Origin of the sequence: Halomonas terrestris (genome assembly GCF_049166755.1) — a bacterium.
Classification (GTDB): Bacteria; Pseudomonadota; Gammaproteobacteria; order Pseudomonadales; family Halomonadaceae; genus Halomonas.
The window spans coordinates 1-26,301 of the sequence record NZ_JBMHFZ010000028.1; the positions used below are offsets into that span (position 1 = coordinate 1).

23 protein-coding genes are annotated in these 26,301 nt (G+C 63.1%); 16 read left to right on the forward strand and 7 right to left on the reverse strand.

Translation table 11 applies throughout. The features are described 5' to 3' along the window. Together ACOMD9_RS19295 and ACOMD9_RS19300 are read left to right on the forward strand one after the other, a co-directional pair. Positions 1-1,128, forward strand: a 1,128-nt coding sequence (locus ACOMD9_RS19295; RefSeq protein ID WP_421417614.1) for an RHS repeat-associated core domain-containing protein, incomplete at its 5' end; no start/stop codon positions are given. A 145-nt stretch (positions 1,129-1,273) separates the two neighbouring features. Continuing rightward, positions 1,274-2,002 carry a hypothetical protein gene (locus ACOMD9_RS19300; RefSeq protein WP_421417615.1) on the forward strand — a complete coding sequence of 243 codons (729 nt, stop codon included), beginning with the start codon at positions 1,274-1,276 and terminating at the stop codon, positions 2,000-2,002. 85 nt (positions 2,003-2,087) lie between these two features. On the opposite strand, the gene recD is transcribed toward ACOMD9_RS19300, so the two are convergent. Genes recD through recC form a run of 3 tightly spaced genes read right to left on the reverse strand, consistent with a single transcriptional unit; the run spans position 2,088 to position 11,358 of the window. Further along, a complete protein-coding gene (recD, locus tag ACOMD9_RS19305) occupies positions 2,088-4,148 on the reverse strand; it encodes an exodeoxyribonuclease V subunit alpha (RefSeq protein WP_421417616.1) in 2,061 nt (686 codons plus the stop codon). Continuing rightward, on the reverse strand, positions 4,148-7,843 hold the full coding sequence (gene recB, locus ACOMD9_RS19310) for an exodeoxyribonuclease V subunit beta (protein ID WP_421417617.1): 3,696 nt from the start codon (positions 7,841-7,843) through the stop codon (positions 4,148-4,150). Before recB ends, recD begins: the two co-directional genes overlap by 1 nt. Beyond that, positions 7,843-11,358 carry an exodeoxyribonuclease V subunit gamma gene (gene recC / locus ACOMD9_RS19315; RefSeq protein ID WP_421417618.1) on the reverse strand — a complete coding sequence of 1,172 codons (3,516 nt, stop codon included), beginning with the start codon at positions 11,356-11,358 and terminating at the stop codon, positions 7,843-7,845. The genes recB and recC overlap by 1 nt, the downstream gene beginning before the upstream one ends. Positions 11,359-11,583: 225 nt before the next feature. On the opposite strand from recC, the gene ACOMD9_RS19320 reads away from it, so the two are divergent. The 3 genes from ACOMD9_RS19320 to ACOMD9_RS19330 all read left to right on the forward strand — a co-directional run bounded on the left by ACOMD9_RS19320 (position 11,584) and on the right by ACOMD9_RS19330 (position 13,662). Continuing rightward, positions 11,584-12,174, forward strand: a complete 591-nt coding sequence (locus ACOMD9_RS19320) for a hypothetical protein (protein ID WP_421417619.1) — start codon at positions 11,584-11,586, stop codon at positions 12,172-12,174. Positions 12,175-12,217: 43 nt separating this feature from the next. Further along, positions 12,218-13,204, forward strand: coding sequence for a competence protein CoiA family protein (locus tag ACOMD9_RS19325; RefSeq protein ID WP_421417620.1), 987 nt, complete (start codon positions 12,218-12,220; stop codon positions 13,202-13,204). Between the two features lie 203 nt (positions 13,205-13,407). Continuing rightward, positions 13,408-13,662, forward strand: a complete 255-nt coding sequence (locus ACOMD9_RS19330; RefSeq protein WP_421417621.1) for a hypothetical protein — start codon at positions 13,408-13,410, stop codon at positions 13,660-13,662. Here the strand turns inward: ACOMD9_RS19330 and ACOMD9_RS19335 are convergent. After that, positions 13,659-13,976 (reverse strand): ArsR/SmtB family transcription factor, encoded by a 318-nt coding sequence (locus tag ACOMD9_RS19335; RefSeq protein WP_421417622.1) that lies wholly within the window; start codon positions 13,974-13,976, stop codon positions 13,659-13,661. The two genes, ACOMD9_RS19330 and ACOMD9_RS19335, sit on opposite strands and share 4 nt — an antisense overlap. A gap of 218 nt (positions 13,977-14,194) precedes the next feature. Between ACOMD9_RS19335 and ACOMD9_RS19340 the strand changes: the two genes are divergently transcribed. The 8 genes from ACOMD9_RS19340 to ACOMD9_RS19375 all read left to right on the forward strand — a co-directional run bounded on the left by ACOMD9_RS19340 (position 14,195) and on the right by ACOMD9_RS19375 (position 20,573). Next, complete coding sequence (locus ACOMD9_RS19340; RefSeq protein WP_421417623.1) at positions 14,195-15,292, forward strand: hypothetical protein; 1,098 nt, start codon at positions 14,195-14,197, stop codon at positions 15,290-15,292. Positions 15,293-15,326: 34 nt separating this feature from the next. Next, positions 15,327-15,761, forward strand: a complete 435-nt coding sequence (locus tag ACOMD9_RS19345) for a hypothetical protein (protein WP_421417624.1) — start codon at positions 15,327-15,329, stop codon at positions 15,759-15,761. A 15-nt stretch (positions 15,762-15,776) separates the two neighbouring features. Then, positions 15,777-16,100: a hypothetical protein gene (locus tag ACOMD9_RS19350; protein WP_421417625.1), complete on the forward strand. Its 324-nt coding sequence runs from the start codon at positions 15,777-15,779 to the stop codon at positions 16,098-16,100. Between the two features lie 75 nt (positions 16,101-16,175). Further along, positions 16,176-16,820 carry a DUF6904 family protein gene (locus ACOMD9_RS19355; protein WP_421417626.1) on the forward strand — a complete coding sequence of 215 codons (645 nt, stop codon included), beginning with the start codon at positions 16,176-16,178 and terminating at the stop codon, positions 16,818-16,820. 210 nt (positions 16,821-17,030) lie between these two features. Next, entirely contained in the window at positions 17,031-17,612 is a 582-nt protein-coding gene (locus ACOMD9_RS19360; RefSeq protein WP_421417627.1) for a ParB/RepB/Spo0J family partition protein, read from the forward strand. A gap of 2 nt (positions 17,613-17,614) precedes the next feature. Continuing rightward, on the forward strand, positions 17,615-18,478 hold the full coding sequence (locus ACOMD9_RS19365) for a DUF4942 domain-containing protein (RefSeq protein WP_421417628.1): 864 nt from the start codon (positions 17,615-17,617) through the stop codon (positions 18,476-18,478). After that, the gene (locus tag ACOMD9_RS19370; protein WP_421417629.1) at positions 18,478-20,094 is read left to right on the forward strand and encodes a class I SAM-dependent methyltransferase; all 1,617 of its coding nucleotides are present in this window, start codon (positions 18,478-18,480) and stop codon (positions 20,092-20,094) included. The genes ACOMD9_RS19365 and ACOMD9_RS19370 overlap by 1 nt, the downstream gene beginning before the upstream one ends. Then, positions 20,091-20,573: a hypothetical protein gene (locus ACOMD9_RS19375; protein WP_421417630.1), complete on the forward strand. Its 483-nt coding sequence runs from the start codon at positions 20,091-20,093 to the stop codon at positions 20,571-20,573. Before ACOMD9_RS19370 ends, ACOMD9_RS19375 begins: the two co-directional genes overlap by 4 nt. A gap of 620 nt (positions 20,574-21,193) precedes the next feature. Here the strand turns inward: ACOMD9_RS19375 and ACOMD9_RS19380 are convergent. From ACOMD9_RS19380 to ACOMD9_RS19390, 3 genes are read right to left on the reverse strand one after another with little or no spacing between them, the layout of a single operon-like run. Then, positions 21,194-21,535 carry a hypothetical protein gene (locus ACOMD9_RS19380; protein WP_421417631.1) on the reverse strand — a complete coding sequence of 114 codons (342 nt, stop codon included), beginning with the start codon at positions 21,533-21,535 and terminating at the stop codon, positions 21,194-21,196. Positions 21,536-21,595: 60 nt separating this feature from the next. Then, positions 21,596-22,885: a translesion error-prone DNA polymerase V subunit UmuC gene (gene umuC, locus ACOMD9_RS19385; RefSeq protein WP_421417632.1), complete on the reverse strand. Its 1,290-nt coding sequence runs from the start codon at positions 22,883-22,885 to the stop codon at positions 21,596-21,598. Then, the gene (locus ACOMD9_RS19390) at positions 22,882-23,319 is read right to left on the reverse strand and encodes a LexA family protein (RefSeq protein WP_421417633.1); all 438 of its coding nucleotides are present in this window, start codon (positions 23,317-23,319) and stop codon (positions 22,882-22,884) included. Before ACOMD9_RS19390 ends, umuC begins: the two co-directional genes overlap by 4 nt. A 207-nt stretch (positions 23,320-23,526) precedes the next feature. On the opposite strand from ACOMD9_RS19390, the gene ACOMD9_RS19395 reads away from it, so the two are divergent. The 3 genes from ACOMD9_RS19395 to ACOMD9_RS19405 are packed head-to-tail and all read left to right on the forward strand — an operon-like array spanning position 23,527 to position 25,895. Beyond that, positions 23,527-24,300, forward strand: coding sequence for a ParA family protein (locus tag ACOMD9_RS19395; RefSeq protein ID WP_421417634.1), 774 nt, complete (start codon positions 23,527-23,529; stop codon positions 24,298-24,300). Further along, positions 24,297-25,547, forward strand: coding sequence for a ParB/RepB/Spo0J family partition protein (locus tag ACOMD9_RS19400; protein WP_421417635.1), 1,251 nt, complete (start codon positions 24,297-24,299; stop codon positions 25,545-25,547). Before ACOMD9_RS19395 ends, ACOMD9_RS19400 begins: the two co-directional genes overlap by 4 nt. Before the next feature lie 6 nt (positions 25,548-25,553). Further along, complete coding sequence (locus tag ACOMD9_RS19405) at positions 25,554-25,895, forward strand: helix-turn-helix domain-containing protein (RefSeq protein ID WP_421417636.1); 342 nt, start codon at positions 25,554-25,556, stop codon at positions 25,893-25,895. Positions 25,896-26,301: the final 406 nt, after the last annotated feature.

Sequence of the window (26,301 nt, forward strand, 5' to 3'; positions counted from 1 at the left end):
GCCACCGGCGGCTACGGCGCCCTGGGCTTCGAATACGACCACAACGCCAACCGCACGGCGCGGCTCAGCGACGGCCAGCGGCACAGCTACCAGGTCAACCGCAGCAACAACTGGTTGCTCGAGGCCGAAACCCAGAGCTACCAGCACGACGCCGCCGGCAACCTCGTGCAGCGCGGCCAGGACACCTTCGTCTACGACAGCCACCACCGGCTGATCGAGGCCACGGTGGATGGCACCAAGGCGACCTACGCCTACAACGTCCACCACCAGCGCACCAGCAAGACCGTCAACGGCACCACGACCCGGTTCTTCTACGGCCCCGGGGGCGAGCTGCTCAGCGAAATGGTGGTTGGCGCCGGCCTGGGCCCCAACGAGATCGTATGGCTGGACGGCACCCCGCTGGCCTATCTCACCGACGATGCGATCTACCAGGTCCACGTCGATCACCTGGGCACACCCCAGGTGCTGACCGATGACACCGGCGCCATCGCCTGGGAGGGCCGCTACTGGCCCTTTGGCAGGGCATTCGCCATCACCACCGGTAGCCTGACGTTCAACCTGCGCTTCCCGGGCCAGTACCTCGACGCCGAGACCGGGCTCCACTACAACTGGCGCCGCTATTACGACCCGCAGACCGGGCGCTACCTGACCAGTGATCCGATTGGGCTGGCGGGCGGGCTGAATCCCTATCTGTATGCCGAGGCAAATCCCCTCTACTTGATCGACACTGTGTTGTTGTTCGCTGTCATGTGGCCACTGCTAACATATATATATGGCTGGGAGTATTGGACTAGCACCGAATGGATTGTCAGAAGAGCGGAGCTATTCATAAATTGGGTGTTGCCAGCCATATTAGCTATTGGGTTTTGGAGAATCAAACAGGCGACGCCAGGTAAGATGGCTGTTTCAGCTCGAATCGTCGATGCACGGACAGGGTGTCCAGTAAGTACGCAAAGACTGATTGTTAGATATGTCGCCTATTACGTGTCCTTTATACCTTTGGGTCTTGGCATTATTTGGGTTGCCTTTGATTCGAGGAAACAAGGGTGGCACGATAAAATTGCCGGGACGGTCGTTGTTAGAAGAAAGAGCCATGGACCAGCCCCGGTGGCTTTTGAGGAACACTAACCCCAGTCTATAAATGGCCAGTGCGCCATCTCATTGCTAGGAGAGTGTAGACCACTTCAGCGAAGTGGTCTCTTGCAGAACCTTTATCTAACGCCTGGGTTTGCCTGGGGAGATCTATATTCCGTATTTATAATGGAGATGTTCTATGCGGTACTTAAAATACGCGGCGTTCCTATCTGTATACATTATCCCCTTGATGGCTGGCTTGGGAGCAGCAATAGTTGTCGCTCCCTACTTTATTGACGCTGTTCTGGGGGAGGCGTCAGCACCTTTCCCAGCACGATCTTTTTTCCAGGCCGCCTCGCTCGGAGTGGCAGGGGGTGTCATGACATGTGCTTGGCTGGTCGGGGTTGAAATGATAGCCGGTATACACAGCAAGCGCTTTGATAGTGATTATCCCAGCGAGGGCCGCGTTATTCAAGACATGGATAACACGATGTTGTTTCTGAGCGAGGATGGTGAAATTATTACACCGTTCCATGCTTATCATCTAAAAGTGCCAAGAGGGAAGAGAAAAACCCTGCCAGCTACGATGGAAAATGCAATGATAGTCCCGCTAGAAGGCCCTATAAGAACCCTTCATAATACAAAAGTCATTGGTCCCTGGGGCGTTACTAAGCGGCAGCGATTCTTTTCACGATTATGTTCGGCGTGGATTATTGATGTTGAGATGCGTGATACACGGATCACATTTGATAGTGTTAAGGAGGAAGTGGTAAGGCGGCTGGAGAAAAATGAAAATTATATCTACCATTTTGGCATCTCTAAGAAAGACCTAGAGCACAAGGTTAATTTGATTTGGCGAGCTGGATCAATGAAACAACTTTTTTCAGTATTTGGCCTTGTTGAGAATGATACATTCAATAAGCGCTGATTCTGCATTGATGGTATTCACCTCACCGCCGCCCGGATTTACCCATCGGCGCGGCCAGCCCAAGCCAGCCGCGCCGTTGTCTCCTCTACCCCACGCTGAATAACCGGCTCGCCCGCTGTGTCCTGCTGCGCACCACCTGCTGGGTGATATCCGCCCGCGTCTCCACCAGGGTGAAGAGCTGCTTGGCCCGCGTCACTGCGGTATAGAAGAGCTCTCGCGTCGCGATCGGGTTCGGCGCGTCCGGCATCACCAGCGCGGCGTGAGCGAACTCCGAGCCCTGTGACTTGTGAACCGTCATGGCGAACACCGTCTCAATCCGCTGCAGACGGCTCGGCAGCACCCAGCGAATCCCTCCTGACCCATCACCCGCCGGAAAGGCCACGCGCAGACCCATGTCGCCCGTGGCTTCGTTGACCGGCACCCGCAGGGTGATCCCGATATCCCCATTCATCAACTTCAGGCTGTAGTCGTTGCCCGTAACCAGTACGGGCCGGCCCTCATACCAGTGGCTCCCGCCGGCATCCTGGGGCAGGTGGCCAGAGGCGACCAGCTGGGCCTCGATGCGAGGCGTCAGCCCCTCGACCCCAGCCGGCCCACGACGCAGCGAGCAGAGCAGCTGGAACTGGCTGTGCGCGGCAATCACCTGCGCGGCCCAGGCATCGAAGGCCTCCTTGCCGGCCATGTTGTCCGGCCGGTTCTTCTCCAGCACCTCGAGGTAGTGGGCATAGCCATGCCCGCGCCCGGGCACGCCGTTCACCACCAGGGCCTCGAGGGCAGCATCCCCGATCTCCTCCAGGGAAAGCCGGTGAAGATCCTGTCGTGACGTGTCAGCGAGGATCTTGCTGACCTCCCCTGGCTGATTGGTGTTGATTGCCCGCGCCAACCGCCCAATGCCGCTGTTGGCCCCGAAGCGGTAGCTGTGTCGGAGCATGGCGATCGACTGATCCAGCCGCCTCGCCGGCCGGCACACCAGGGCCGGCTCCGGGCCGTCACCCGCCACCCGGGTCAGCCAGGCCTGGGTCTCAGGGGTGTAGTGTCCCTCCACCGCCTGGGCGCACAGACTACCGAGGATGGCGCCAGCTTCCACGGAGGCCAGCTGGTCCTTGTCCCCCAGCAGGATCAATGCAGCGTGGGCGGGAAGGGCATCCAGCAGGCTGACCATCATCTCGACATCGATCATCGAGCCCTCATCGACCACTACGATCTCCGCCGGCAGCGGGTTGAGCCGGTGATGACGGAACTTGCGGGTGTCAGGCCGGGCCCCCAGCAGTCGATGTAGCGTCGTGACGTCGGTGGGAACCGCGGCGCGAACGGCATCGGCATTGGGAATGCCCTCCAGCGCCAGCGACGATACCTGAGCGGCGATCGACTCATTGAGGCGTGCCGCTGCCTTGCCGGTTGGCGCGGCCAGGCGAATCCGCAGGGGCGAGGTGTCACCTGGCGCCAAGGCCAAGGCCTGGAGCAGCGCCAGCAGCTTCACGACCGTGGTGGTCTTGCCGGTACCGGGCCCGCCGGTGATCACGCTGAAGTGCGTGCGAGCGGCGATCGCGCAGGCGAGCTTCTGCCAGTCCGGTGATGGCCCCTCGGGGTTGCCCGGGAACAACGCCTCGAGGAGCTCCGCCATTCTGGCCTCATCGATGTCCCGGGCCTGTGCGAGCTTGTCCTCGATGGCGCGGGTGATATCGCGCTCATAGCGCCAGTAGCGGTGCAGGTAGAGCTGGTTGTCCCGCAGCACCAGGGGCCGGCGTTCGGCGCCCTCGATGCTGACCAGCTCGCTGTGCGCCAGTGCCTCCCGCCAGGCCGCCAGATCGATCCAGCCCATCAGGTCTTCCGGCGTCGTTGCCGGCTGGGTGTCGTTCGGTGCGAGATCCACCTGGACCACAGCACCGCCTGGGTTGCGCAGTACCTCTTCCAGGTCGAGCAGCAGGTGGCCACGGCCACTCTGATGGCTGGCCAAGGTCCCGGCCAGCAGCACCATGGGGTCGACGTCCGGACGCTGGCGGGCCAGGAACTCGGCGAAAGCGGTATCCAGGGCGCGTACCCAGCCGGCGTCACGCCACTGACGGAGCAGCGTGACCATGGCCTGGGTGCCTTGCAGTGGGGCGTCAGCCCCGGTGGGCATCAGCGGCAGGGTATCCGTCGCCATCAGGCAATCTCCTCAGCAGTGGCGGTGGCATCAGCGAACAGGGCGTCCAGGGCCTCGATCAGCTCGCGTGACGGTTTCTCGTGGTAGACCCCGCGCCCGGGCTCCCCGGTACCCCGCAGGTAGACGTACAGGGCGCCGCCTACGTGGGTGTCGTAGTCGTAGTCCGGCAGGCGCTGCCGCAGGTGGCGATGGAGCGCCAGCAGGTACAGGGCCAGCTGGACGTCATGGCGTTTCTCCGCCATGGACTGGCGCATCGCGGCGGGGTGATAGTGCCCGGCGTCAGGCCCCAGCCAGTTCGATTTCCAGTCGAGGACGTAGTAGCGCCCCTCGTGCTCCACGGTCAGGTCGATGAACCCCTTGAGCATCCCATTGAGCCGGTTATACGCAAGGGCCGGCCGGCGGATACCGCCGAGGGTGTGAGCCTGCAGGAGCTGGTCCAGCGCCGGGGTCGCCACCTGGTGCACGCCGAACCAGAAGTCCTGCTCGACCAGGTAGCGCGACAGCCCCACCGGGGCCATACCCGGGGCCTCTGCCAGCAGCGGGGTCTGCAGAAGCGTCGTGAGCCACTCATCCAGCCCCTTTGCCTCCTGCTCCCAGCCGCGCACCCGGCACCGACGCTCGATCATCTGGCGGCGTTCGGTGGTCTCCGCGAGGGCCTGAGCGAAGCCCTTCTGACCGGCCCACTCCAGGACGCCATGGAGGAAGTTGCCGGCCTCGGGGCCGCGGGCAAAGGCGTGGATCGTGCCCGGGGCAGGCGTGCCCGAGGCTTGGCCCAGGTAAACACTGGCCTCATCCGCCTGGGTGGCCTGCGCCGGCGTGTCGGGGGCCAGGTCACTGGAGGTAGCGCCACCGCGCTCCACGATCGCGGTGTAGCTGCTGATCCACCACGGGGCAAAGGCCACGTGGGTCGGTCGACGGGCCGGCTGGAAGGTGGCGGCATCGACGCTCGGCGGCACGACGGTACAGGACACGTCCTCGTCGACCACTGACCAGGCCACCTCCCCGCACCCGGCCAGGGCTTCCTGTGCCTTGTCTTCGAGCTCAGCGGCTGACTTCATCGGCTGCCCCCCGGCCAGCAGGTAGCCCAGGCTGCCCTTGTGCAGTTGGGGGAGCTTGGCGTTGCCCGGGGCCAGCGGGGCGATACCCAGGAAGGCGGCGTGCCGGGCCCGGGTCAGAGCAACGTAGAGCAGGCGCATGTCCTCGGAGAGACGCTCGTCGTCGGCCTCGCTGAACGCGTAGGGCGCGTCCTTCTTCTTGCCCAGCTCGATCACCAGGCCGTCCTTGTCGTAGGTGGGTCGGCCGCGGCGCCCATCGACCTCGTTCCAGTGGCTGATGAAGGGCAGCAACACCAGGGGGTACTCGAGTCCCTTGGACTTGTGGATGGTCACCACCTTGATCAGCTCCGCGTCGCTCTCCAGGCGCAGCACCTGCTCTTCACCGGTGGGGTTGTTGATGTGCTCGGCGAGCTCGCGGATCAGCGCCTGCTCGCCGTCGAGCAGCTCGCTGGCCTGCTGAGCCCATTCGGCGAGGTGCAGGACATTGGTCAGGCGCCGTTCGCCCCCGGTCTCGGCCAGCAGCCGGCGGGCCAGGTCGAACTCGTGGATCATGAGTCGCAGCATCGGCAACACACCGACGGCCTGCCAGCGCTGACGGTAGCGGTGGAAGCGGTACTGATAGGCCTCCCACTCCAGTTCGTCCGAGGTCAATCGATCCAGCCAGGCGAGATCGAGCCCCAGGGTCGGGGTCGCCAGGGCGGTACGGACATGACCGTCGTGATCGGGGCTGGCGCAGGCCTGCAGCCAGTAGAGGAGATCTCGGGCCTCTTCGCTGGCGAAGACGCTGTCTCGATCGGACAGGAAGGCGCTGGCCAGCTGGCGCCGGCTCAGTGCCTCGCGCATGACCGCGGCCTCGTTCTTGTCGCGCACCAGGATCGCCACATCGGACGGCTTGAGCGGCGTGAGGGTATCACCCGCCTGGAACCCTGCCTGCCCCTCACGGGCCTGCTGGAGCCACTGGGCGAGCTGCTCGGCGGCGTGCTCGGCCATAGTCTTCTGGTAGACCTTGGGACGCACCTTGTCATCCGGTGCCAGCCACCAGGCATTCAGGGCCGGGGCCGGCTGGCCCTGCAGCACCAGTACCTCCTCACGCCCCTTGGCCTTGACCGGGTGGAAGGGGAGTGGGTCATGGCCCTCGGCCCGGAAGCGGAAGGCGCCGGCCGGGTGCTGTTCGGCGTGGGCGAACAGCGCGTTCACGGCCTGGACCATGGCGTCGCTCGAGCGGAAGTTGCGGTCCAGGGTGTACAGCCGCTCCGCCGTATCCTGCTTGGCCTTGAGGTAGGTGCGAATATCGGCACCCCGGAACGAGTAGATGGCCTGCTTGGGGTCACCGATCAGGATGATCCCGGTCTGCTCGTCGTTGGCGCTGACGCGATAGACCTGCTCGAAGATGCGGTACTGCAGAGGGTCGGTGTCCTGGAACTCGTCGATCATGGCGACCGGGAACTGCTCTCTGATCCGTTGTGCCAGCGCCGGCCCATTCTCGCCGGCGAGCGCCGCGTCCAGGCGATTGAGCAGGTCATCGAAGCCCATCTCGGCCCGACTCTGCAGCTGGCGCTGGATCGCCTCGAGGACCCAGTCGCGAGCGTCGGCCAGCAGGTGCGGACGCAGATTCGGTATCAACGCGGCAACGCTCTGCCACGCATCCACGAGCGCGTAGAAGGGGTGGTCCGGTACCGCATGCCCCTTCTTGAGCTTCATGGTCTGGGCGCCCAGCTTGGGCAGGAAGTCGTTGGCGGGCCCGCCATGGGCCCACGCCTCGACACCCTCGACCCATTCGGCAAAGGTGTCGTCATCGTCCTTGCCCCGGAAGGAGTTGCCGTTCATGCCGGCACGCAGCTCCCACAGCTGGGCTCGCAGGGCCTCCTGGTCGCCCAGCCAGGCGTCACGGGCCTGCTGCTCGGCGTCGCGTGCGCCCTGGGTGCGACTGCCCATCTCGGCGAGTTTCACGTCCAGGGGGCGCGGGTCCACCGGGGCCTCGTTGAACTCAAGGCGTGCCTCTTCGCGCTTGAGCAGGTCCTTGACCGCCTTGCGCAGCTCATCCGGCGACTTGAACTCCTCATAGACCATGGCGGCAAGCGCGGGAGAGAGGGGGTAGAAGCGCGTGCGCCAGTAGTCCTGCACCGCTTCGGCGATCACCTCGGTCTGATCGGACAGCAGGGTCTGGGCGAACAGGTTGCCGCTGTCGAAGGCATGCTCCACCAGCATCTTGTAGCACCAGCTGTGGATCGTGGAGACCGCGGCGTCATCCATCCACTCCGCCGCCATCTGCAGCCGGCGAGCACAGGTCTTCCAGGCGGCCGGGGGATACTCGTTGCGCAGCGCCAGCAACGGGTCGCCGCTGGCAAGGTCTGCCGTCTCCGGGTCTTCGCGGAAGGCGTCGGCCGCCTCCACTAGGCGCTGCCGGATGCGTCCCTTGAGCTCCTGGGTCGCGGCCTCGGTGAAGGTCACCACCAGGATCTCCGGCGGGGTCAGCAGCCGGCCGAAGCCGTTGTCACGAGGCTGCTCGTCGTCCTCCGGCATGCCATGGCCTAGCACGAGGCGAACGTAGAGCAGGGCGATGGTGAAGGTCTTGCCGGTACCGGCACTGGCTTCGATCAGCTGGCTGCCACGCAGGGGCAGATCAAGAACAAGCGACATCAGTTCGTCTCCTGGTAGACCTGCTGGCGCAGGGGGGCGTAGAGCGTGGTGGCGAGCTCACGGAACCGCCCGTCGGGGTCCAGCGAAGCGAAGTCCGGGTAGTGGCGGGCGATGGTCAGGCTCTGCTCGAGCTCCTCCTCGAACGCGGTCTCGACCTTCAGCCGGTCGGCGCTGTCGTCCTCCCACAGGTTGAGGTCCAGCGCCAGGAAGGCGGCCTTGCAGGTCAGCGGCAGCGGGGCGTGCATGCCGGTCAACCAGGTGTCGAGCAGCTGCCCGAGGGTGCCACGGGCTGCCTCGGCGCTCATGCCATCGAGCATGACATCACCGGTCTGGCCGACGATGATGCTCGGGGTGTTCTCGGTGACCAGCTGCAGCGCCAGGTGGTAGGGCCAGTGCTTGATCAGCGAGGTCCACTTCACGCGATCGCCCTCGTGGAGCTTCGACGTCTCGAGGACCACCCGGGACGTCATGCCGGCGGCGTTTTCCACCACCTGATCCAGGCTGTCCTCCAGCAGCAGCTCGCCATGCGCGAAGTGCACTTCCGGGGCGGGGTCGCGCCGGACGGGGGAGTCCTGCAGGTAGGCCCGGTACCGAGCCAGCTGAGAGAGCAGCGGGGCGGTGAGCCCCTCGGCGACCGTGCCGGCGAACGGCTCATGGGGCATTTCGCCTTCGCGCATGCGCCGATCCACTGCCGCCTCCAGCAGCGTCTCGGGGTCGAGGGAGGGATCGAGCGCCAGCTGCAAGCCGACGGGCTGGAGGAGCGCGTCCTGCTGCTTCCACACCTCCAGGTTGTCGTAACCGAACGGCTCGGCATCCTGGCTGACCAGTTGCTGATCGGGGAAGAAGATCCCGAGGCGCTGGCGGTAAAGCTGGTCGATGGGGCGACGGAGGAAGCTGGCCAGCTCGCGCAAGGTCACCGGGGTTTCCGGCCGCCACTCGCTCAGCACGTTTCCGCCCGGGGCATGGCTTGCCGCATCCTGAGGCGCGTGGTGCAGGTGCTCCCATTCGTCGGCGTAGGTGATCAGGCCCGCTGCCGCTTCGCCGTCGCGGTAGTACGTCGCGCTGAACGGCTGCAGCGGGTGCTCGGTGGTGAGCGCCTCCACCAGCCGGGCGCCGCTGTGCTCGGTGTCGTCGCCCGCCAGCCGCCAGGCCGCGGCGAGATGGTCACGCAGCTGCCCGACCAGCACCGAGGCAGCCCGTTCCGAGTTGTCGCGGATGCTGCGTCCCACCCAGCTGATCGAAAGGTGCTTGCGAGCCGACAGCAGGGCCTCGAGCATCAGGTACCGGTCGTCCTCGCGGCGTGAGCGATCCCCCGGGCGGTACTGGCCCGGGCGCGACATGATGTCGAAGTCCATCTGCTGCTGGGCCCGCGGGTAGTCTCCGTCATTCATACCCAGCAGGTAGACGTGCTGGAAGGGGATGGCCCGCATCGGCATCAGGGTCGCGAAGGTCACGGCGCCGCCGAGGAAGCGTTGTGACAGCGGGTTCTCGTCGACTCGTGCAAGCCAGGTTTCCCTGACGATGTTCAGCGGCAGCGGTTCACCGAACTCGGCGCCATCGGCCTCATCCAACCAGTTCTCCAGCCCGGCCTCGAGCGCCAGCAGCAAACGCTCCTCCTGGCGACTGTCGGCCTGGAAGACGTCCTCGAGCAGCCGGGACAGCAGCGGCACCCAGTCACGCACGCTGCGGTTCGTAGAGAGCTCGCGCCAGTAGTGGTCCAGGGTGTCCGCCAGCTGGTAGAGCGGTCCGACCAGGGCGGCATCGAGGCCGCTGACCTCACCATAAGGGGCGATGTCTTCCCAGTCGGCCTCATCGACGTCGTCGGCATCGCCGAATGCGAAGCCTGCCAGCATCCGGTCGAGTCCGAAGCGCCAGCTATTGCGCTCATCGTCGCCCGGCAGCGAGAGGGCATCCCGGTGTTCGCCATGCAGGCCCCAGCGGATATTCGCCCCGCCGATCCAGCGGCGCAGCATCGCCAGGTCCGCCTCGGAGATGCCGAAGCGCCGGCGCAGCGCCGGAACATCGAGCAGATCCAGCACATCGCTGGCGGTGACCCGCAGCTGCGGCAGGTTGAGCAGGGTCTCCAGGGCCACCAGCAGCGGCGCATGGTGACGCTGGCGCTGATCCGCCAGCTCGTAGGGGATGTAGCGGGGGTGGCTGTAGCCGTACTGGCCGAAAACGGCATGGACATTGGGCGCGAAGGTGTCCGCATCCGGCACCATCACGATGATGTCGCGGGGTTGCAACGCCGGGTCGGCGGCGAAGGCTGCCAGCAGCTGGTCGTGGAGGATCTCGACCTCACGCTGTGGGCTGTGGGCGATGGTGAACTGGATCGAGGTGTCGTTGGCGGGGTCGACCGCCGGCCACTCGTTCAGCGACTCGTGCGCCGGCCGCAGCTGCAGGATGTCGTCCTGGAGCTGGCCCAGCAGGGTATGGGTTGCTCCGGGCTCGAACAGGTCGATGCGCAGGCCATGCCGATCGAACAGCCCGGCGTAGGCGTCCTTCTCGTCACGCTCATCCAGCAGGTGGAGGTAGTCGCGTCCCTGCTTGCCCCAGGCGGCCAGGAGGGGGTGGGCATGCAGGTGCAGGTCGGCCATGTCGATATCGGCGGGGGTGCCCTCGCGGTGGCGCTGGCGCCGGTACTCGGCCCGCAGGAGGGCCTTGCCTTCGACGATGTCGCCCCAGTAGTGCTGGCAAGGGTTCATGGTACACAACAGGATCTGGCAGGCCCCCGAGAGGGCCTCCAGGGCCTCGAGTGACTGGTAGGGCATGGCGGAGATACCGAACACCACCACGCGGCGGGGGAGCCCCTCGGGAAGGGTCTCGGGCGTCAGGTGGCGGGCGGCCTCGATGAATCGACGATGCACTGCTGCGCGGTGGGTCTCGCGGGCCGCCGTCGGCACATCCTCATGGATGTCGCGCCACAGGAGGGCCTGCCAGCGATCCTCGTCGGCAAGGGGCTGAGCCACTCCTTGCGGGCTGATCGTGTGGTCGCGGCCGGCGAGCCATTCGTCGAGCCAGTCGGCCCGATAGACCTGATACTGGTCGTAGAGGTCAGCGAGCCGCTCGGCCAGCTGGAAGTGCTTGCGCTGCTCCTGGTCATCGCCGAGGAACTTGGCCAGCGGCTCATACCCGGGCTCGCCCAGCTTGGCCGGCAGAAGACGCAGCAAACGCCAGCGCAGCTGGGGCTTGTCGAACGGAGAGGCGGTGGGCACCGCGCCCGCGCCCTCGACGGCCTCGATGACGCGGCGGTACGAGTGCCACTGGAAGCGAGCGGGGAGCATGATGTCGGTGGCCATGGCGATCCCCATGCCGCCGCCGGCGCCCCCCGGGCCCGGGTCGGCGCCCAGGGCCATCTGCATCCACTGGGCGATGCCATTGGACTGCACGAGGACCACCTCGGGCTCCAGAGGGCGAAGCGGGTTGCTGCGGGACCACTGGATCACCAGCTCCTGCAGGTCTTCCATGCGGTTGCCGTGGATCACCATGAACCCTGGCGTAAGCTGCTCTGACACGATGCATCCTCCTGTTGCCGTCAGGGCATCGTGTCATGGGTCGTCGATTACACAAGGGGGCGGGCCTGGGGAATTGGTTAGAAAGTCCCTCAAGGGAACTTCAGCACACCCTCCAGGGTGCAAGTGCCGGGTAGGGTAGGGGTGTGTCTGAGGCATGTGGTACTGATTACATGAATTCCAAGATCACGTACCACAGCTTATTCGTATTGTGAAAGGAGAAGTGAAATGAAAGAGCACCCTTGTTTACGTCGCGACCCCGGCGCAAGATACAATACCTGCTTTGATATGGATGGCATGCCCCATACACTAGAAAGAGGGTTTTATAACATCACTTACGGCATGTCTGATGAGAAAACAAGAGTGCCGTTCATAGAAGCCGTCAAGAATTCGGACACCCCTTATCCGGACCTTATCAATCACCAAGGTGAAATGGTTGAGGTTTGGGAAATGGACGTCCTTGTGGGTGCTGTTGTGATGGATGCCCAATATAGTTATTGCATGGAGAAAGGCGAAGCTAGTGTGTGGGTGGATCACAAGATGTTCTTCTTGCCTGAGCGACTCGCCAATATTGGCGTTACCGCGGACGTAGGGATATACGTTGGCGCCAGGATCGAAAAAGGTCTGAGCGGTTTTATAGAATCTGGAAGATATAAAAAGATTAGCTTTTCTTTCTGTGGCGATATCGATACGTTTGAAGAGAAAGAGTATATCGACCAGGTATATTCGAGAGTGGTAGAAACTGGCAGTCCCATGCTGTTAGAGAAGGCGCGCAATGCAGGCGTGGAATTTAACTTAGATTTTGAGGCAGAGTTCTGAATTATGGTTGGTTGTTAGAGGGCTAGGCCAAAGGTGAGGTGCAATGAAGACAAACACCAAGATCCCCTACGCATTGGGTCCAGATGGCGACCTTGTCTCTGCGGAAAAAGCAGAGCGTGGAGTAGTTTATTGTTGCCCAAGCTGCGAGCGCTCGGTTTCCCTTCGGAGAGGGGAGGTTAGAATTGCGCACTTCTACCATACGAATAACTCGGATTGTTCGGGCGAGAGCGTTATTCACAAAACCGCGAAAAGGTTGATTGTAGAGGCAGTTGAAGAGATAACGAGAGGCGGGAGTGTTACCCTGGAGCTGCTCTGTGAAAACTGCGATGCGATCACTGCTAGAAGCATAGGCATGAAAAGCATAACAAGGGCTGAGGAGGAGGTTGTTATTGGCGACTACAGGGTAGATGTGGTCGCCTTCCTTGATGAGAATCCCGCCCTATGCATAGAGGTGAGAAATACTTCTGAAGTTACTTGCGAGAAAGCCCAAGGCCTTGATTGCTACTGGATTGAGCTGGATGCATACGACGTTGTGAATGATAGTATGGTATGGAGGCCGGTTGCATCAGCACTGAAACCAGTTCTTTGCGAATCTTGCAAGGAAGAAGCGAGAGAAACTATTGATATACTTGATAAATATGGCTATCCACGCGGGATATGCAGCACTGTTTTTAGGCCAGGGCAGTCGCCATACATTGTTGCTTTGGAGGAATGCTGGAAATGCAAAGAACGCATCCCTGTATTCTGGTGGGACGGGGTCCCATTCGCTCAGGACACGCCCCCTGAGCCCCGGCCCAGAACGATTCAGTATCGCTATTCGAAGCAATATGGAGGAAGCTATTGGATGAATACCTGCCCTCGCTGCCGTGGATCACAAGGGGATAATTTCTTATTCTTATTTGGGGGCGGGGTGCTTAATAGCGAAAAGCTCTTCTTGAGGAAAGAGGAGCAAGGAGATGGCTCTGTTACCATTAGCTCGGGAAGAAGTGTCTTCAATAACTTTATCAGAACCATGAATGGTGGCTTGTAAAGAGGGACGTGCCCTTGCATAAGCGTCGAATGGTGGGAAAGTAGGGCTGCTGAAGGCGGTGGACGGGAATCCGGGGCCTCCTCCCGCCCACCTTACACGCGTTGCGACCTGATGGCCCCACGCTGGCGGGATGCTCGCTGTGAGTAGTATAGGCACCAACAGGCCGGAAGAAGCCGGAATTGATCGAGGACGACACAGTGGTCATGACTGCCAAGAAGTTTCGCCGACTCCGCGTTCAGGCACGTATCCAGCAGCTGCACGGGATCGCCGCCTTCGATGACGAGGTGGACCCGATCGCTCTCGAATGGTTTAAGCGCGATGGGCAGACCGCCGATACGCTGGCATTGCGGCTTTCTCCCTTCACACCGGATGCCAGGAGCCGTCTGGCGCTCTACCCGTTACGGCGATCTGATGGGAGGCCACACCTCGTTTCCCGGCGTCGCTTCCCCACCAATTAGGCCAGTATCCGCAGGATCTCTCGTACGCGTTCGTCGCTCAGCGAGTAGTAGATGGACTGTCTGTCCCGTCGTGTCGTCACGATGCCAGCCTTCCGCAAGATCCGCAGGTGCTGGGACACGGCGGACTGGGAGAGCCCCAGGATCTGTTCGATTTCTCCCACCGAGTGCTCGATGCCGTTCTCAAATGCGAGGAGCCTCAGCAGCGAAGCCCTGGGGCGGCTGCCCAGCGCCTTGAGGACCAACACGGCGTTGTCGAAAGCTTCCGGTGACATCGTGACCGGAGCGCCTGGGGGAAACTCTGTGGCCTTGCGCATGGTGCGACCTGGTTGGGAATGCTGTTGCATTAGATAAGCATCACACCCGCGTCGCAAGCGCTCTGCTTGGCCGGTGACACAACGCGTCAATGCATCCAGTCACCGTCAGGGGGTGACCTTTCTAGCGAAAGTGCTCCTCAAGGGCACGTAGAGCCCCGTGTGCCTCCGGCAAGGCATGGCAATCTCGTGGCATACCAACCACGCCCACGAGGACCACCATGCAGCTGAAACCCGTAGCCAATGTAGGCGCCCTGTTCAGCGCTGAGCCACCCCGATCCACCCTCTCCGCTGAGAGCAACGCCTATTTCGAAGCAACGTGGCAGCTGTCAGGCGACGGCGGGCACACCAAGGCCGAGCTACGCCTGCGAATGTTCCATTTCAGCGATCTGGGAGGCCTTGTGGCGTCATGCCAGCTGATCGGGATCAATCCACGCCGGCTGCATGGCAAGAAGAACGACCATGATCCCGGGCACTATGCCTGGTACCTCAAGGAGGCCGCGGCCCTGGTCCTGCGCCATCTGAAGGACAGTGGCGTGTCGCCGAGCCAATGGCATGGGATGACGGTGGATTTCGTGGACGCGGACTATTCACGGTGGGCGCATCGAGAGGTTCGCCAACCCGACGAGGGGCATGCCAGCGATGCGCTGCAGAAGGCTGTCGACCATTACCTGGAAGGGATTGCCAGCCCCCGGGTGATCGTGTGCCCCGACGATGACGATGCAGCCCTGTCCCGGCTGGTGGCTCACGCCACGATGGCCATCGATGGCCTCTACAAGGAGCGCATCGACACCATGCGCCAGCTCTACGAAGTAGGTGGCGTCGCGCCGGTTCATGCCCCCGGTCTCCCGAAGGGACGAACGTTCAGCCGCAATCTCTCTTTGGCGGGTGATGAGCTTCACAAGGCAGGTGATCGTGAACTTGGGAAGGTCGCCGGCAAGGTTGGCGGGTTCAACCGGCGAGGCAGCACAGCAATCGTCCTGGCGCATCTGGACCGTCGGCAGGCCGAACATGGTGATGTCGATGGGCATAGTGCAGAGGTGATCACCAAGGCCGTGACGGGGAAGGGGCTTGGGCGTGCCAACGGCCACCGCTACCACGCCGATACAGAGATCCCCCCCTATGTCCGCCGCCAGCTTCTGGACAGTATTCGGTCAGCCATCCAGTTCTTTTCCGATGCCTCGAAGCTGGCGTCACGCACCAGCCGGTTACGCTGGCAACGTCACTGGCGGCGCGTGGCCTATGAGATGGCCGATGAGATGGGATATGCCCCCGTCACGGCGGCTCGGGTCGAAACCCAGCCGGCGGTCGAGGTATGACATGATGGATCAAAGGATGCTTGAGGAGCGCCCCGTGGACGACGATCCGTTTTTCGATGATTCCCTCGACGACGAGGAAGAGGGCTGGGGGGAGGAACCCTTCGGCCAGGACTACCGCCTCCGCGAGGTGATTGAGCATGAGCTGGCGCACTGCCGGCTCGACCCTGTATTGGAGGAGGCCGTTCGCCACGGCGCTACCCAGACGGCGGCCGGAACCGAGCGAACGGGTGTTGCCGCCGGGCGGCTCTATGCGCAGTGGTTTCTCTCTTCCAATCTGGTGCCGATCCCGGTGCGGGAACGCGCCGAACACTGCGGCCGGCAGGCGGCGGGGCAGGGGTTCCACTATTCGTGGTTCGCCCCGCTCCTGCAGGAACATGCCCAGCGCCACGATGCTATCGCGGGCTTCGCCCTGGGGTATGCGATCGAGCGGCTATCAACCCAAGGCGCTGCCAGCCAACGCACCGTATAGGTACCGGACGGACTCATGAAATCGACCCGCGCCAGCGCATTCTTCCAGTTCACCACGATTGGCCTGGCGATCGCCTTCCTGTTCACCGGGGCCCTGGGCCATGGCCTGAATCCAGGCTGGCTCTTCGCTGCGGCGGCCATGCTGACGGCGCTGCTGAGCCTCTATGCCCGGTACCCGGGCATGAAGGTCTGGCATGTGGCAGTCGCTTTCGCCGTGGCCAGCGCCGGGGGGCTGCTGCTGCTCACGGCAGACCCCGTATTGGTCAGAGTCCTGTCCGGCGTGGCGATCGCGCTGGTGCTCCCCGTCACCGCTGGTATCGCCTGGCGTCGCTGGGCATAGCGGTTGACCAGTCCCGCTCGCACCAAATTAACGTCGAGGATTGAAAAAGCCCTATCGGCGTGAAGAGAGGCCAAGATGCTCCACTACAAAACCCTCAAGAACCATGCCGGCCTGCTGTTGTGCGGAGACTACCTCACCTTGCGGCAGTTTCACGAGGTGGTTCATGAGATCGAGGACCGCTCCCCGTTGATGTCCACCAGCGAGAATGTGCTCCTCACGCTGGCCTACGACATTCGAAAGGCCTATGAAAAGCGGCGCGTCACCCTGAAGCCTCCGGAAAATTACCCCGAGATTGGGCCACGGTTTGGGGTGGAAGTGCTCTGGCCGGTGCTGCTTCTTCAATGCCGCCTTCTAAGGGCCTCCCTTGCCTTCTTCGACAACACCAAGCGTCAGCAATCGATGGTCTATTTGCTAGAGGATGTTGTGCAGCAAGGCCTTGCCTCGGACTTTGGAGACAAGGCCTCCAAGATCACCGAGAGTGTGGAGCGACTGGGCCAAGGGTATGACCATGTCCAGCAGTGCCTCGATAGTCGTGGAGCAATGTTCTGTGCCTGGACCAAGAAGCAACGGCGAGATGGCCTGGCCTGCCTCATGCAAAGCTTCGACCCTATGTATCTGAGCCTCTATCCCCTCTGGCTCAGAGCAGGAGCCACCCACCTGATTCCTCCAGAAGAGTTCGCTCTCTATGAGGATGCCGAGTGGCAAGATCCACGGTGGTGAAGGAAGACCCGCAGCCAGCGATTCACCGATACGTAGCGCAGACCTCGCCCTTTGGCCAGTAATTCACCCCTTCACTGAAGCCCCTCGCTGACGCGTCGGTACGCCGCGTGCCGGCGGTCTCTTTGCGCCCTTCCTCCTCCGTTTTATGGTGCTTGCATAATCATAAATTGGTTATAGCTTGGCCCCATCACTCACCACGGGGAACGCACCATGAGCGAAGACCGCAACGAAGATAGCGTCGAGGAGGCGTTGAGCCTGCTGACCGGCTCGCACGCCGAAGAGCTGGCGCCGCTGCGTCGGGCCGAGCTGTACGGGCGCTTGACCGCGTCTGGGTGGACCGAGGCACAGATAGCCAAGCGGGTCGGTCGTTCCCAGCCCCACGTGCACAAGACGCTGTCCTTTCTCCAGCTGGGCGACCGGCTGCGGGCGGTGGTCGAGGCCGGTGGGATGTCGCCCACCCTCGCCGTGGCCCTACAGCGCGATCACGGCGACAACGCGGCGGGCATCGTCCGTCAGGCCCAGGCCATTGCCCAGGGCAAGCGCCGCGTCACGGCCCGCGACATCGCCGCGGCGCTGTCGGCCTCACCGAAATCGCTGAGCGATGAGGAGCAGCTGAGGATCAATGCCCGGCTGCTGCCGCTGCTGTGGCACCTGGACCACGCCACGCCGACCACGGGAAGGCCCGGCTTCCTGACCGTCACCCTCCCCAGAGAGGAGGTCGAGGCGCTGCAGGCGCTGCGCGGCATGCTGGCGCTCAAGCCCGCCGGCGGCGAACAAGGACGGGAGGAATGATCATGCACGGCATTACCGTAGTACCGTATACGGTAGAAGATAGCGATTCCGACTCCCGCGAGCTCTCCCCGCCCACCGGCGCGATGGATGACCTGCTGGAACGTCGGGAGAGGGCGCTGGCCCTGGTGGGCTCCGCGATGGCGCAGCTGGCCGAGGCCACGGCGCTGATGCCGCTCAACGGCTTCGGCTTCACCTCCGGCCTGCGTAAACAGTCCTGGGCATCGCTGGCCTGCCGTCCCGACGAGGTGCGCACCCGTGCCGTGGCTGAGGCAGCCAGTGCCTTCGATGCCGAGGGCTGGCGCTGGTTGATGGACCACTCCGGGATGTCGGCGGTGATGACCGCAGACGACAAGCGCGAGATTCAGCAGGATCTGGCGACCAACCCCCTGCCGCTGACCCGCGAGAACGTCCACGCCACGTTCATCCAGCTGTTCGGCCAGCGCCACGAGGTGTTCCGTCGGGGCGTCGTCGAGCTCTTCCGCTCTCTGGCACGGGCGTACCGCAGCCATAGCGCGTTCAAGGTCGGCAAGCGGCTGGTGCTGCCCCAGGCCTTCCGGGAAGCCGGCTGGAACGGGTTCAGCTCGGCACGGGAGCGCGTCGATGACCTGGAGCGGGTGCTGTATCTGCTCGAGGGGCATGACCCGACCCACCTGACCCATGCCGAGCGGCTATCGACCGAGCTCGAGGCCTGTCGCCGCCGCGGCGAACGCGAACACGAGACCGACTGGCTGACCTGTCGCTGGTTTGCCAACGGCAACCTTCACCTGTGGCTCAAGCAGCCCCAGCACGTGGAGCGCATCAATGCCCTGATCGCCGAGGAGTGCGGCGCCAGCATCCCCCACGAACACCCCAGGAGGACCGCCTGATGAACCAGCAGACTAACGATCACGCCCCGACCGTTGAGGTGCTCGGCGAAGAGCTCGGCGAGTTCTTCGCGCCGGTCTCGTCAGACATGATCGACCGGCTCATTGGCCAGTATCAGGCGATGCGTCGCAAGATTCAGGAGACGGTGGACCTGGTGATGGGGGAGGGCCGTCAGGATGCCATCGGCTACTGCCTCGAGGGCAACATGCCGGACCTGTCCCGCTATGGGGGCAAGAGCCTCGAGCGACTGCTCAACCCCGAGGGGGCCTACAAGGCGCTGGACGCCGATTTCTGGCAGCGGGCCTTGAACCTGACCGACATCCTCGAGGTCATGCCGGCCAAGCGCCGCAATGACTGGGCCGAGCAGATCCGCCGTTTCGATACGCCGGCCTTCGAGGAGAGCACCGTCAGAGCCACCCTGGAAAGCCTGCTGGCGCAGCGCCCGGCCTTCTTCGCGGAGCGGGTAGACGGCGTGTTCCGCGTGCTGTCCGGTGTGCACAAGACCAACAAGACGGTCGGTTTCTCGAAGCGCATGATCGTCGGCTGCATGCTCGATGACATGCAGCATCCCAGCAGCCGCATGGCGAACTACCTGAACGACCTGCGGGCGGTGGTGGCTCGCTTCATGCACCGTGACGAGCCGTCGCACAACACCACCTACTGCGATCTCTACCGGCTGCGTGAGCGGCTGGGAGTGTGGCATAGCCTCGATGGCAATGCCCTGCGGGTCAGGCTCTACAAGAAAGGCACCTGCCATATCGAGGTGGCGCCCGACATCGCCTGGCGGCTCAACCGGGTGCTCGCCAGCCTGTACCCGGAGGCGATCCCCAGCGAGTTCCGGACTCAGCCGGCACCGGGTCCCAAGCCGAAGCACTTCGACCTGATGACCCGCCCGCTGCCGTTTGCGGTGCTCAGCGCCCTGCGCGACTGCCGGCCCCACGATGACTGGACCGAGTTGACCGTGTGCGCCACCGACAAGCACACCTGCCAGGAGGTGGAGCGAGTCCTCGAGTCACTGGGCGGGGTGCGCACGCAGACGCGACGCTACGCCTTCGACTACAACGTCCAGGAGGCCATCAATCACGTGATCCTGTCGGGAGTGATCCCGGATCAGCGCAGCCACCAGTATTATCCGACGCCTGAGCACATTGCCGAGGCGGCCGTCGCCGCGGCCGAGATTGCACCGGGTGAGGACGTGCTGGAGCCCAGCGCCGGGCAGGGGCACCTGGCCTGCCTGCTGCCCCAGGAGCGCACCACCTGCGTGGAAGTGGCTGCTCTGCACTGCCAGGTGCTCAGGGCCCAGGGGTTCGAGGTGGTCGAGGGGGACTTCCTGGAGTGGGCGAAGTCGGCCCCGCGCTTCGACAAAGTGGTGATGAACCCTCCCTACCAGGGCGGTCGACATCAGGCTCACCTGGATGCCGCGGCCAAGCTGGTCGCCCCGGGCGGAAGACTGGTGGCGATCTTGCCGGCCACTGTTTCGTCGCACCCCTCAAGGGCACTGAGCGACTGGGAGGTGGAGATCTCGACTCCCTACACTGGCGACTTCAAGGGGACCAGCATTTCGGTGGTCATCCTGACGGCCACCAAGCCCGCTGAAACCTCAAGGAAAGCCGCATGAACAAGGTTCACTACCATTTCCTGCTGATCCTGATGCTCACCGGGCTCTGCGCCGGGCTGCTCTATCACCTCCGCTCGGAAGCGCTGATCGCTCCGGGGGTCTTCGCCGGGGCGCTTGGGATCGTCGCACTCGTCATGCTGCTGGCGCTGCTGGGATCGCGTGGCACCTGGCGCCAGTCCCGTGATACCGGGGTGCCCGACCACGTCCAGGAAGAGCGCGATGCGCAGTCACGTCGCTACCTCGAGAATCACCATGCCCAGGAGGCCTCTCCCCAGGTGATCAAGGCGGCCAAGGAGCTGGCGCTACGCGAGGGACACCTTGACTCCTATGAGCGACGACTCGCGGGCATTGATCACCAGCCACTGAGGCTGGGGGATGTGTGGCTGGCGCTGGAAGGCAGCCGCGTGGAGGCAGGGGTGAAGTCCGCCATGGATGACAACGCGCTGACGCGACTGGCGCAAGGACGCCTCGACGCATGACCACCCGTCTCTATCACACCACCACGCCGGCGGCAGCCTATGAGATCCTGGCTTCGCGGTGCTACTCGCCGGCCACCACCGACCCGGGCCACCCCTCGGCCGCCATGCCGATGGTCTGTTGCGACTTCGCCGGAGAGCCTGTCACCGCTGTTCCAGGTCAGCCACGCGAGGTGATGGGCGCCTGCCTGGTGCTAGCTGCTCGGATGCCGCTAGTAACTCTCGAAGTTGTTGGTAAGCCTTTGGGCAGTAGAGTCGTCTTCAGGATTCCGGGAAACACGGTTGGGTCAGCTGTAGAAGGTGCTGTTGTCGGGGCAGGGGAAAAGCTGGGGAGTGATTTGTAAAATGGATTCCTTGAAGGTTTTCTTTGTTTACGTTGCGGTAGCGATAGTGGTCGTCCCTATGTTTGATATATATGGCAGGTGCATGGTCCGTATCCAGCAGCTTCCATACTGGATCAAAGAGGCGGTTTACGTGATGTTAAAAATCATGATGGTGTTTTTTTTTGGTGCCGTGATATATGTGCCGAACGTCGTGATACTGGGAGGGTTTAATGAAGACGATGGGGCTAGAATATTCTCAGTTATTGTCTCAGTGATTTCGACATTTCCCGGGGTGATATATTATGTAAAAAGATACGGGCATAGGGTTAAATAGAGTGGTTGCCGCCATTGCATAATGGTGACGTCGTGGATGTAGAGAACCAGTCGGCCCGGAATCAGGCCTTCGGCAACGACGCCGCCGATCGGCTCACCTCGGCCACCGGCGATTACGGCGCCCTGGGCTTCGAATACGACCACAACGCCAATCGCACGGCACGGCTTAACGACGGCCAGCGGCACCGCTACCAGGTCAACCGCAGCAACAACTGGCTGCTCAAGGCCGAAACCCAGAGCCACCAGCACGACCCTGGCGGCAACCTCGTGCTGCGCGTCCAGGACCCACCACCGGCTGAGTGGAATCACGCCCCGCTTCTTCTATTGCCCGGGTGCGAGCTGGTCAGCGTTATGGTTGAAGTACCTCGCCTAGCGGGCCTCCGGCAGCTCATCCCAGCGGGTGGTGTAGGCAGGGGACAGGAACAGCCGGCGCATCTCCCACCCTGACGCGACCTCCTCCTGAGCGATCCGTACGGTCCCGCGCCCCATCTTGGCATTGATCCTGTCCATGACAGACATCAGCTGCTCACTGCCAGGTCGGCGCCCTGGGGCAAATAGATCGTCGGTGCGGTGCCGGGCCGGCACGAACTGCGAGAGCATGACACCGCCCTTGGCATAGGCCGGGCCCTCCCGGTACATCTGCTGGAGAGCGCCCATCGCCGCGCCGATCAACTCGCGGCTGTCATCGGTGGGGGCGGGGAAGGGCACGATCTGGCGTGCGCTGTAGGGTTCCCCCCAGCGATCGAACGGTGAGGTGTGGATGAAGACCTGCAGGCAGTGGGTCAGCGACCCCTGGCCACGGAGCTTCGTCGCGGCGCGGGCTGTCAGGCTGGCGAGCGCGGCGGCGAGCCCCTCGCGGTCGTGCACCCGTCTGCCGAAAGACTGGCTGGCGATGATCTGCTGTTTGGGAACCGGGTCCTCGTCAAAGGGGAAGCAGCGCTCCCCGGCGAGCTCCCGGGCAGTGCGCTCCACGGTGACGCCGTAGTGGCGTCGCAGCAGTCGCGGATTGGCCCGCGCCAGCTGCCAGGCGGTAGAGATACCCAGATCGGCCTCCAGCCGGCGGGTCAGCCTGCTACCGATGCCCCAGACCTCATGGACCGACGCCAGCTTCAAGAGCTTCTCGCGGCGCACCGGGTCACGCAGGTCGACCACGTTGCCGGTCTGCTTGGCCCACTTCTTGGCTCCCCAGTTGGCGAGCTTGGCCAGGGTCTTGTTCTCGCTGATGCCGATCCCCACCGGCATGCCGATCTGTTGCAGCAGGGTGGCACGGGTCTCGTGGCCCCAGGTTTCCAGGTCGTCTCCGAGTCCGCTGAGATCCACCCACGCCTCATCAATTGAGTAAACGCTAATGGAGGCTGCCTGCCGGGCCAGCAGCGCCATCACGCGATCGGAGATGTCCTGGTAAAGCGCGAAGTTGGAGCTGAAAACCGCGACTTCCCCTCGTCGATAGAGCGGGGCGATCTCATGCCAGGGGGCGCCCATCGGAATGCCGAGGGCCTTGGCCGCCATGTTTCGGGCAATAGCATTGCCGTCGTTACTGGATAAAACAACAGTGGGTACGTCGCGCAGCCAGGGACGAAAGATGGTCTCCGCAGAAACGTAACAACTGTTGCAGTCGACCAGCCCGATGGCGTGGGAAGGCGCGGGCAGGTGGCTCACGGCGAGCTCCCCAGATGATGTAGGTTCCAGGTGGCCACGCCCCAGACCTCGAGCTCCTCGCCATCGCCCAGCACGATCGGGCGGTGGTTCCGGTTCGCCGGTACCAGCGAAACCCGTTCGCCCTCGATCACGAGCGTCTTGACCAGGAACTCGCTTCCCACCCGAGCGACCACGACATCCCCGCTTCGTGCCTGGCGGGCCCTATCCACGACCAGGACATCTCCGTCGCTCACCCCTGCCTCGATCATCGAGTCCCCGCGAGCCCGCACCAAGAAGGTGGATGGCTCCCGCACCCGCACCAGGTCGTCCAGGGACAGGGGAGGCTCGCTCCAGGCTTCCGCCGGAGACGGAAAACCGCAGCTCGCCTCAGGGTAGAGGGGAAGCCTGGCGGGCTCCCCGGACAAGGCAAGGGGGCCCAGAACGTCGGTCGACATGAGGGGTGGCTCCAGAAAGCTGTATCAATGTACAGGATAAGGAGGGGTGTCGGTTCCAGCAAGGGAGAAGCGGGGCCATGCCGAGGTTTTCACCCGAACGGACACCACGTATCGAACGAGCAATATGCATGATATGGGTATCGCAACGCCAAAATATGGTGCTATGCTGGGGCCAGCATGAGCCAATCTTTCAGGCAGGAGCCAGTGATGAGTAGAATCCTCTCCGTGGCGTCCCACAAGGGCGGGGTCGGGAAGTCCAGTACCACGATCTTCCTGGCGCAGCACCTGGCGAACAAGGGGCGACGGGTGCTGGTCATCGACAACGATGCCCAGGGCAACACCACGACCCGCTTGATCCTCGGGGACGATGGAGAACCCGTGCCCCTGGCGTCGACCACGGCGGCCGATCTCTATACCCCGGACCTTGAGCAGCTCGAGGTGACCCACTGTCCTCGCGGCATTGACCTCATCCCGACACCCAAGAACTGCGCTCGCCTGTATGCAATCCAGAGCTCGGAGCTGGATGACTGCCTGGTATTTCGCAACAACTGCTGGGCACTGCTCGATGACTACGATGTGGTGATCATCGACTGCCCCCCGAACTTCGGCGTCACGCTGGTGGCGGCCTTGGCCATGAGCACCCACGTGATCAGCCCCGTCAAGCTGTCCGGCTTTGCGATCGATGGTATCGAAGGCATCCTCGGTACCATTGCCAGCGTCAAGGCCCAGTACAACGAGGGGCTCAAGTTCGCCGGCACCTTCATCAACATGCTCGAACCGGGTGCCAAGCGCCAGAACCGCAATGCCCTGGAGTTTCGTAGGGTGCTGGGGGAGCTGGTGCTCAACAATCACCTGGCTCGCCGGCCGCCGATTGATACCGCGATCGACGAGGGGGTGCCGATCACCTCACTGACCTATGCCCATGTCGCGGCCAAGGAAGTCGCCGCCCTGATGGATGAAATTGAGGAGCGCCTGCAATGAGCTCAAGCATGCGAGGCCTGGACAGCATCGTCCAGGCCGCCAGCCTGGTGGAAGAAACGGGCCAGAATGTCCTGTCGCTGCATACCGATGACGTGGTGTCTCGCGCCCAATCACGCAAGAAGTTCAAGCGGATCGAGGAACTGGCGGCGTCCATCAAGGAATCTGGTCAACAGCAGCCGATCGTCGTCTCCCCCAAGAACAGCAAGGGGAAGTACACGATCCAGAAGGGGGAGCGGCGCTGGCGTGCCTGCAAGCAGCTGGGCTGCAAGGTGGCCGCCATCGTCAACAACCGTCACGAGAAGCCCCTCGAGGCGCTCAGCGGTGAGCTGGCCGAGAATATCCAGCGTGAAGACCTCGAGCCCATGGAGTTGGCTGAGGCGCTAGCCCGTTTCGTCGACGAGGGGAACATGTCCCAGCGCCAGATTGGCGAGATGCTGGGTAAACCCACGACCTACGTGTCGGTATATCTCTCGCTGCTCAAGCTGCAGGACAGCATCAGGGAGCGCCTCTATGACACCGGTCTGGTGACCGACCCGGAGACCCTGAATAACCTGCGCCAGCTGCACAAGCTCGACCCTGAGTGGGTCGAGGATATCTGCGCTCAGGCAGAGGCCGAGGAAGGCCTCTCGCGCCGAGACAGCCGGGAATGGCTGCGTGTGGCGAAGAAGGTCAAGGATCAAGGCGTTCGTCCCAAGGACGCCTTCCTGGCGGGAGATGCTCCCCAGAAGTCGCCCGAGGCATCGAAGGAGCGCCCGGGGAAAGGGGTCGGCAAAGGCACACTACTGGAAGAGCCGGTAGGCCACGAGGACGAACAGGGGGCGGGCGAGGGCGCTTCAGCGTCGCAGCGATCTTCCGAAGGCCAGTCGAGCCAACCAAGCCCGGCGGCCAAGCAAGGGGCACCCGGTGAACCCGGTGCCGGACCCCAAGGTGGTGCGTCGGAACCGGCAAGCGAGCCTGAGGCTGGCGGGCAAGGTGCCGAGCCCGAGCCGTCGGCCCCGCCCGCCGCCAAGAAGTCCGAGGCCAAGGCCCAAGGCTGGAAGGACATTCCTCCTGAGGCGATCCGGGTCTACTGCGCCTGTGAGATCGATGACGAGGCAGGCGAGGTGCAGATGGGCTGGATCATGACCTCCCGTGTCGATGAAGAAGATGGTTTCGTGTGGGTCATGCTGAACAACGACGGCAACGAGGAGCCTGTCCGGCTGCCCGCAGAGGCGATCACGATCACCTCGGTGAGGGCGGTGGACTGAATGACCATGAGCGAAGGACTCAGCAACCCGTGCCGGCGCCGCTACGCCCTGGTCAATGCTCTTGCGGAACTCAAGGAGCCGACGATGTCCGATCTGCATCGGCAGACGGGCATCCCTGAAACCACGATTCGCCGCCTGATGACGACCCTGCGCCAGGAGCTCGCGATCGATCTCCGGTACATCCACCCGGTCAGCACGACGCCATCAGGATCGGGCTATTACGAGCTGCGCAGTTGGGGCATCCTGGATGCCAAGGCGTTCCGGCGCACCTTTGGCCACATCCGGCGAGGAGACGACGTGGTGGAAGAGCTCTCGCCGCGCAAAGGGGCATCAACTCAGGCACGCTGAAACGATGGTACACTGAGGAGGCGCACAGCTCTCCTCAGTGTTGTGCTGCCCCGAGGCTGCTGGTCGCTCTCACATCGCCAGCAGCCTCTCCTTGTCTTCCCTCCCGTCCAGCCCCTCACTGTTCTCTCGCAACCGCGTGTCCATAACGCCCACTATATGGGGCTTGTATGTCCATAAAATGGTGTTAGCTTTGAACCTGAAGATTGACCTCTGGTGATGCCCTCCTGGGACGGATCGGGTCCACCGAGTCTTTCGAAGAGTGTCGAGCAAGACCATCACGGGGTGTAAGAGATGGCTTACACGTTTAAGGCTGAAGTCGTACGAAAATCGGCCGATAGCGTGATGCAAGGCCTAATCACATTCCCTTACAATGGCTGAGCCTAGGACCGATGACGAATCTCAGCCC

Bases quoted from the DNA above. Each gene is read 5' to 3' on its own strand.
- recD (WP_421417616.1), bottom strand. From the start codon at position 4,148: ATGGCGACGGATACCCTGCCGCTGATGCCCACCGGGGCTGACGCCCCA.
- ACOMD9_RS19330 (WP_421417621.1), top strand. From the start codon at position 13,408: ATGACTGCCAAGAAGTTTCGCCGACTCCGCGTTCAGGCACGTATCCAG.
- ACOMD9_RS19395 (WP_421417634.1), top strand. From the start codon at position 23,527: ATGAGTAGAATCCTCTCCGTGGCGTCCCACAAGGGCGGGGTCGGGAAG.
- ACOMD9_RS19400 (WP_421417635.1), top strand. From the start codon at position 24,297: ATGAGCTCAAGCATGCGAGGCCTGGACAGCATCGTCCAGGCCGCCAGC.
- ACOMD9_RS19360 (WP_421417627.1), top strand. From the start codon at position 17,031: ATGAGCGAAGACCGCAACGAAGATAGCGTCGAGGAGGCGTTGAGCCTG.
- ACOMD9_RS19350 (WP_421417625.1), top strand. From the start codon at position 15,777: ATGAAATCGACCCGCGCCAGCGCATTCTTCCAGTTCACCACGATTGGC.
- ACOMD9_RS19365 (WP_421417628.1), top strand. From the start codon at position 17,615: ATGCACGGCATTACCGTAGTACCGTATACGGTAGAAGATAGCGATTCC.
- ACOMD9_RS19335 (WP_421417622.1), bottom strand. From the start codon at position 13,976: ATGCGCAAGGCCACAGAGTTTCCCCCAGGCGCTCCGGTCACGATGTCA.
- ACOMD9_RS19375 (WP_421417630.1), top strand. From the start codon at position 20,091: ATGAACAAGGTTCACTACCATTTCCTGCTGATCCTGATGCTCACCGGG.
- ACOMD9_RS19340 (WP_421417623.1), top strand. From the start codon at position 14,195: ATGCAGCTGAAACCCGTAGCCAATGTAGGCGCCCTGTTCAGCGCTGAG.
- ACOMD9_RS19355 (WP_421417626.1), top strand. From the start codon at position 16,176: ATGCTCCACTACAAAACCCTCAAGAACCATGCCGGCCTGCTGTTGTGC.
- ACOMD9_RS19370 (WP_421417629.1), top strand. From the start codon at position 18,478: ATGAACCAGCAGACTAACGATCACGCCCCGACCGTTGAGGTGCTCGGC.
- ACOMD9_RS19320 (WP_421417619.1), top strand. From the start codon at position 11,584: ATGAAAGAGCACCCTTGTTTACGTCGCGACCCCGGCGCAAGATACAAT.
- recB (WP_421417617.1), bottom strand. From the start codon at position 7,843: ATGTCGCTTGTTCTTGATCTGCCCCTGCGTGGCAGCCAGCTGATCGAA.
- ACOMD9_RS19300 (WP_421417615.1), top strand. From the start codon at position 1,274: ATGCGGTACTTAAAATACGCGGCGTTCCTATCTGTATACATTATCCCC.
- ACOMD9_RS19325 (WP_421417620.1), top strand. From the start codon at position 12,218: ATGAAGACAAACACCAAGATCCCCTACGCATTGGGTCCAGATGGCGAC.
- ACOMD9_RS19405 (WP_421417636.1), top strand. From the start codon at position 25,554: ATGAGCGAAGGACTCAGCAACCCGTGCCGGCGCCGCTACGCCCTGGTC.
- ACOMD9_RS19390 (WP_421417633.1), bottom strand. From the start codon at position 23,319: ATGTCGACCGACGTTCTGGGCCCCCTTGCCTTGTCCGGGGAGCCCGCC.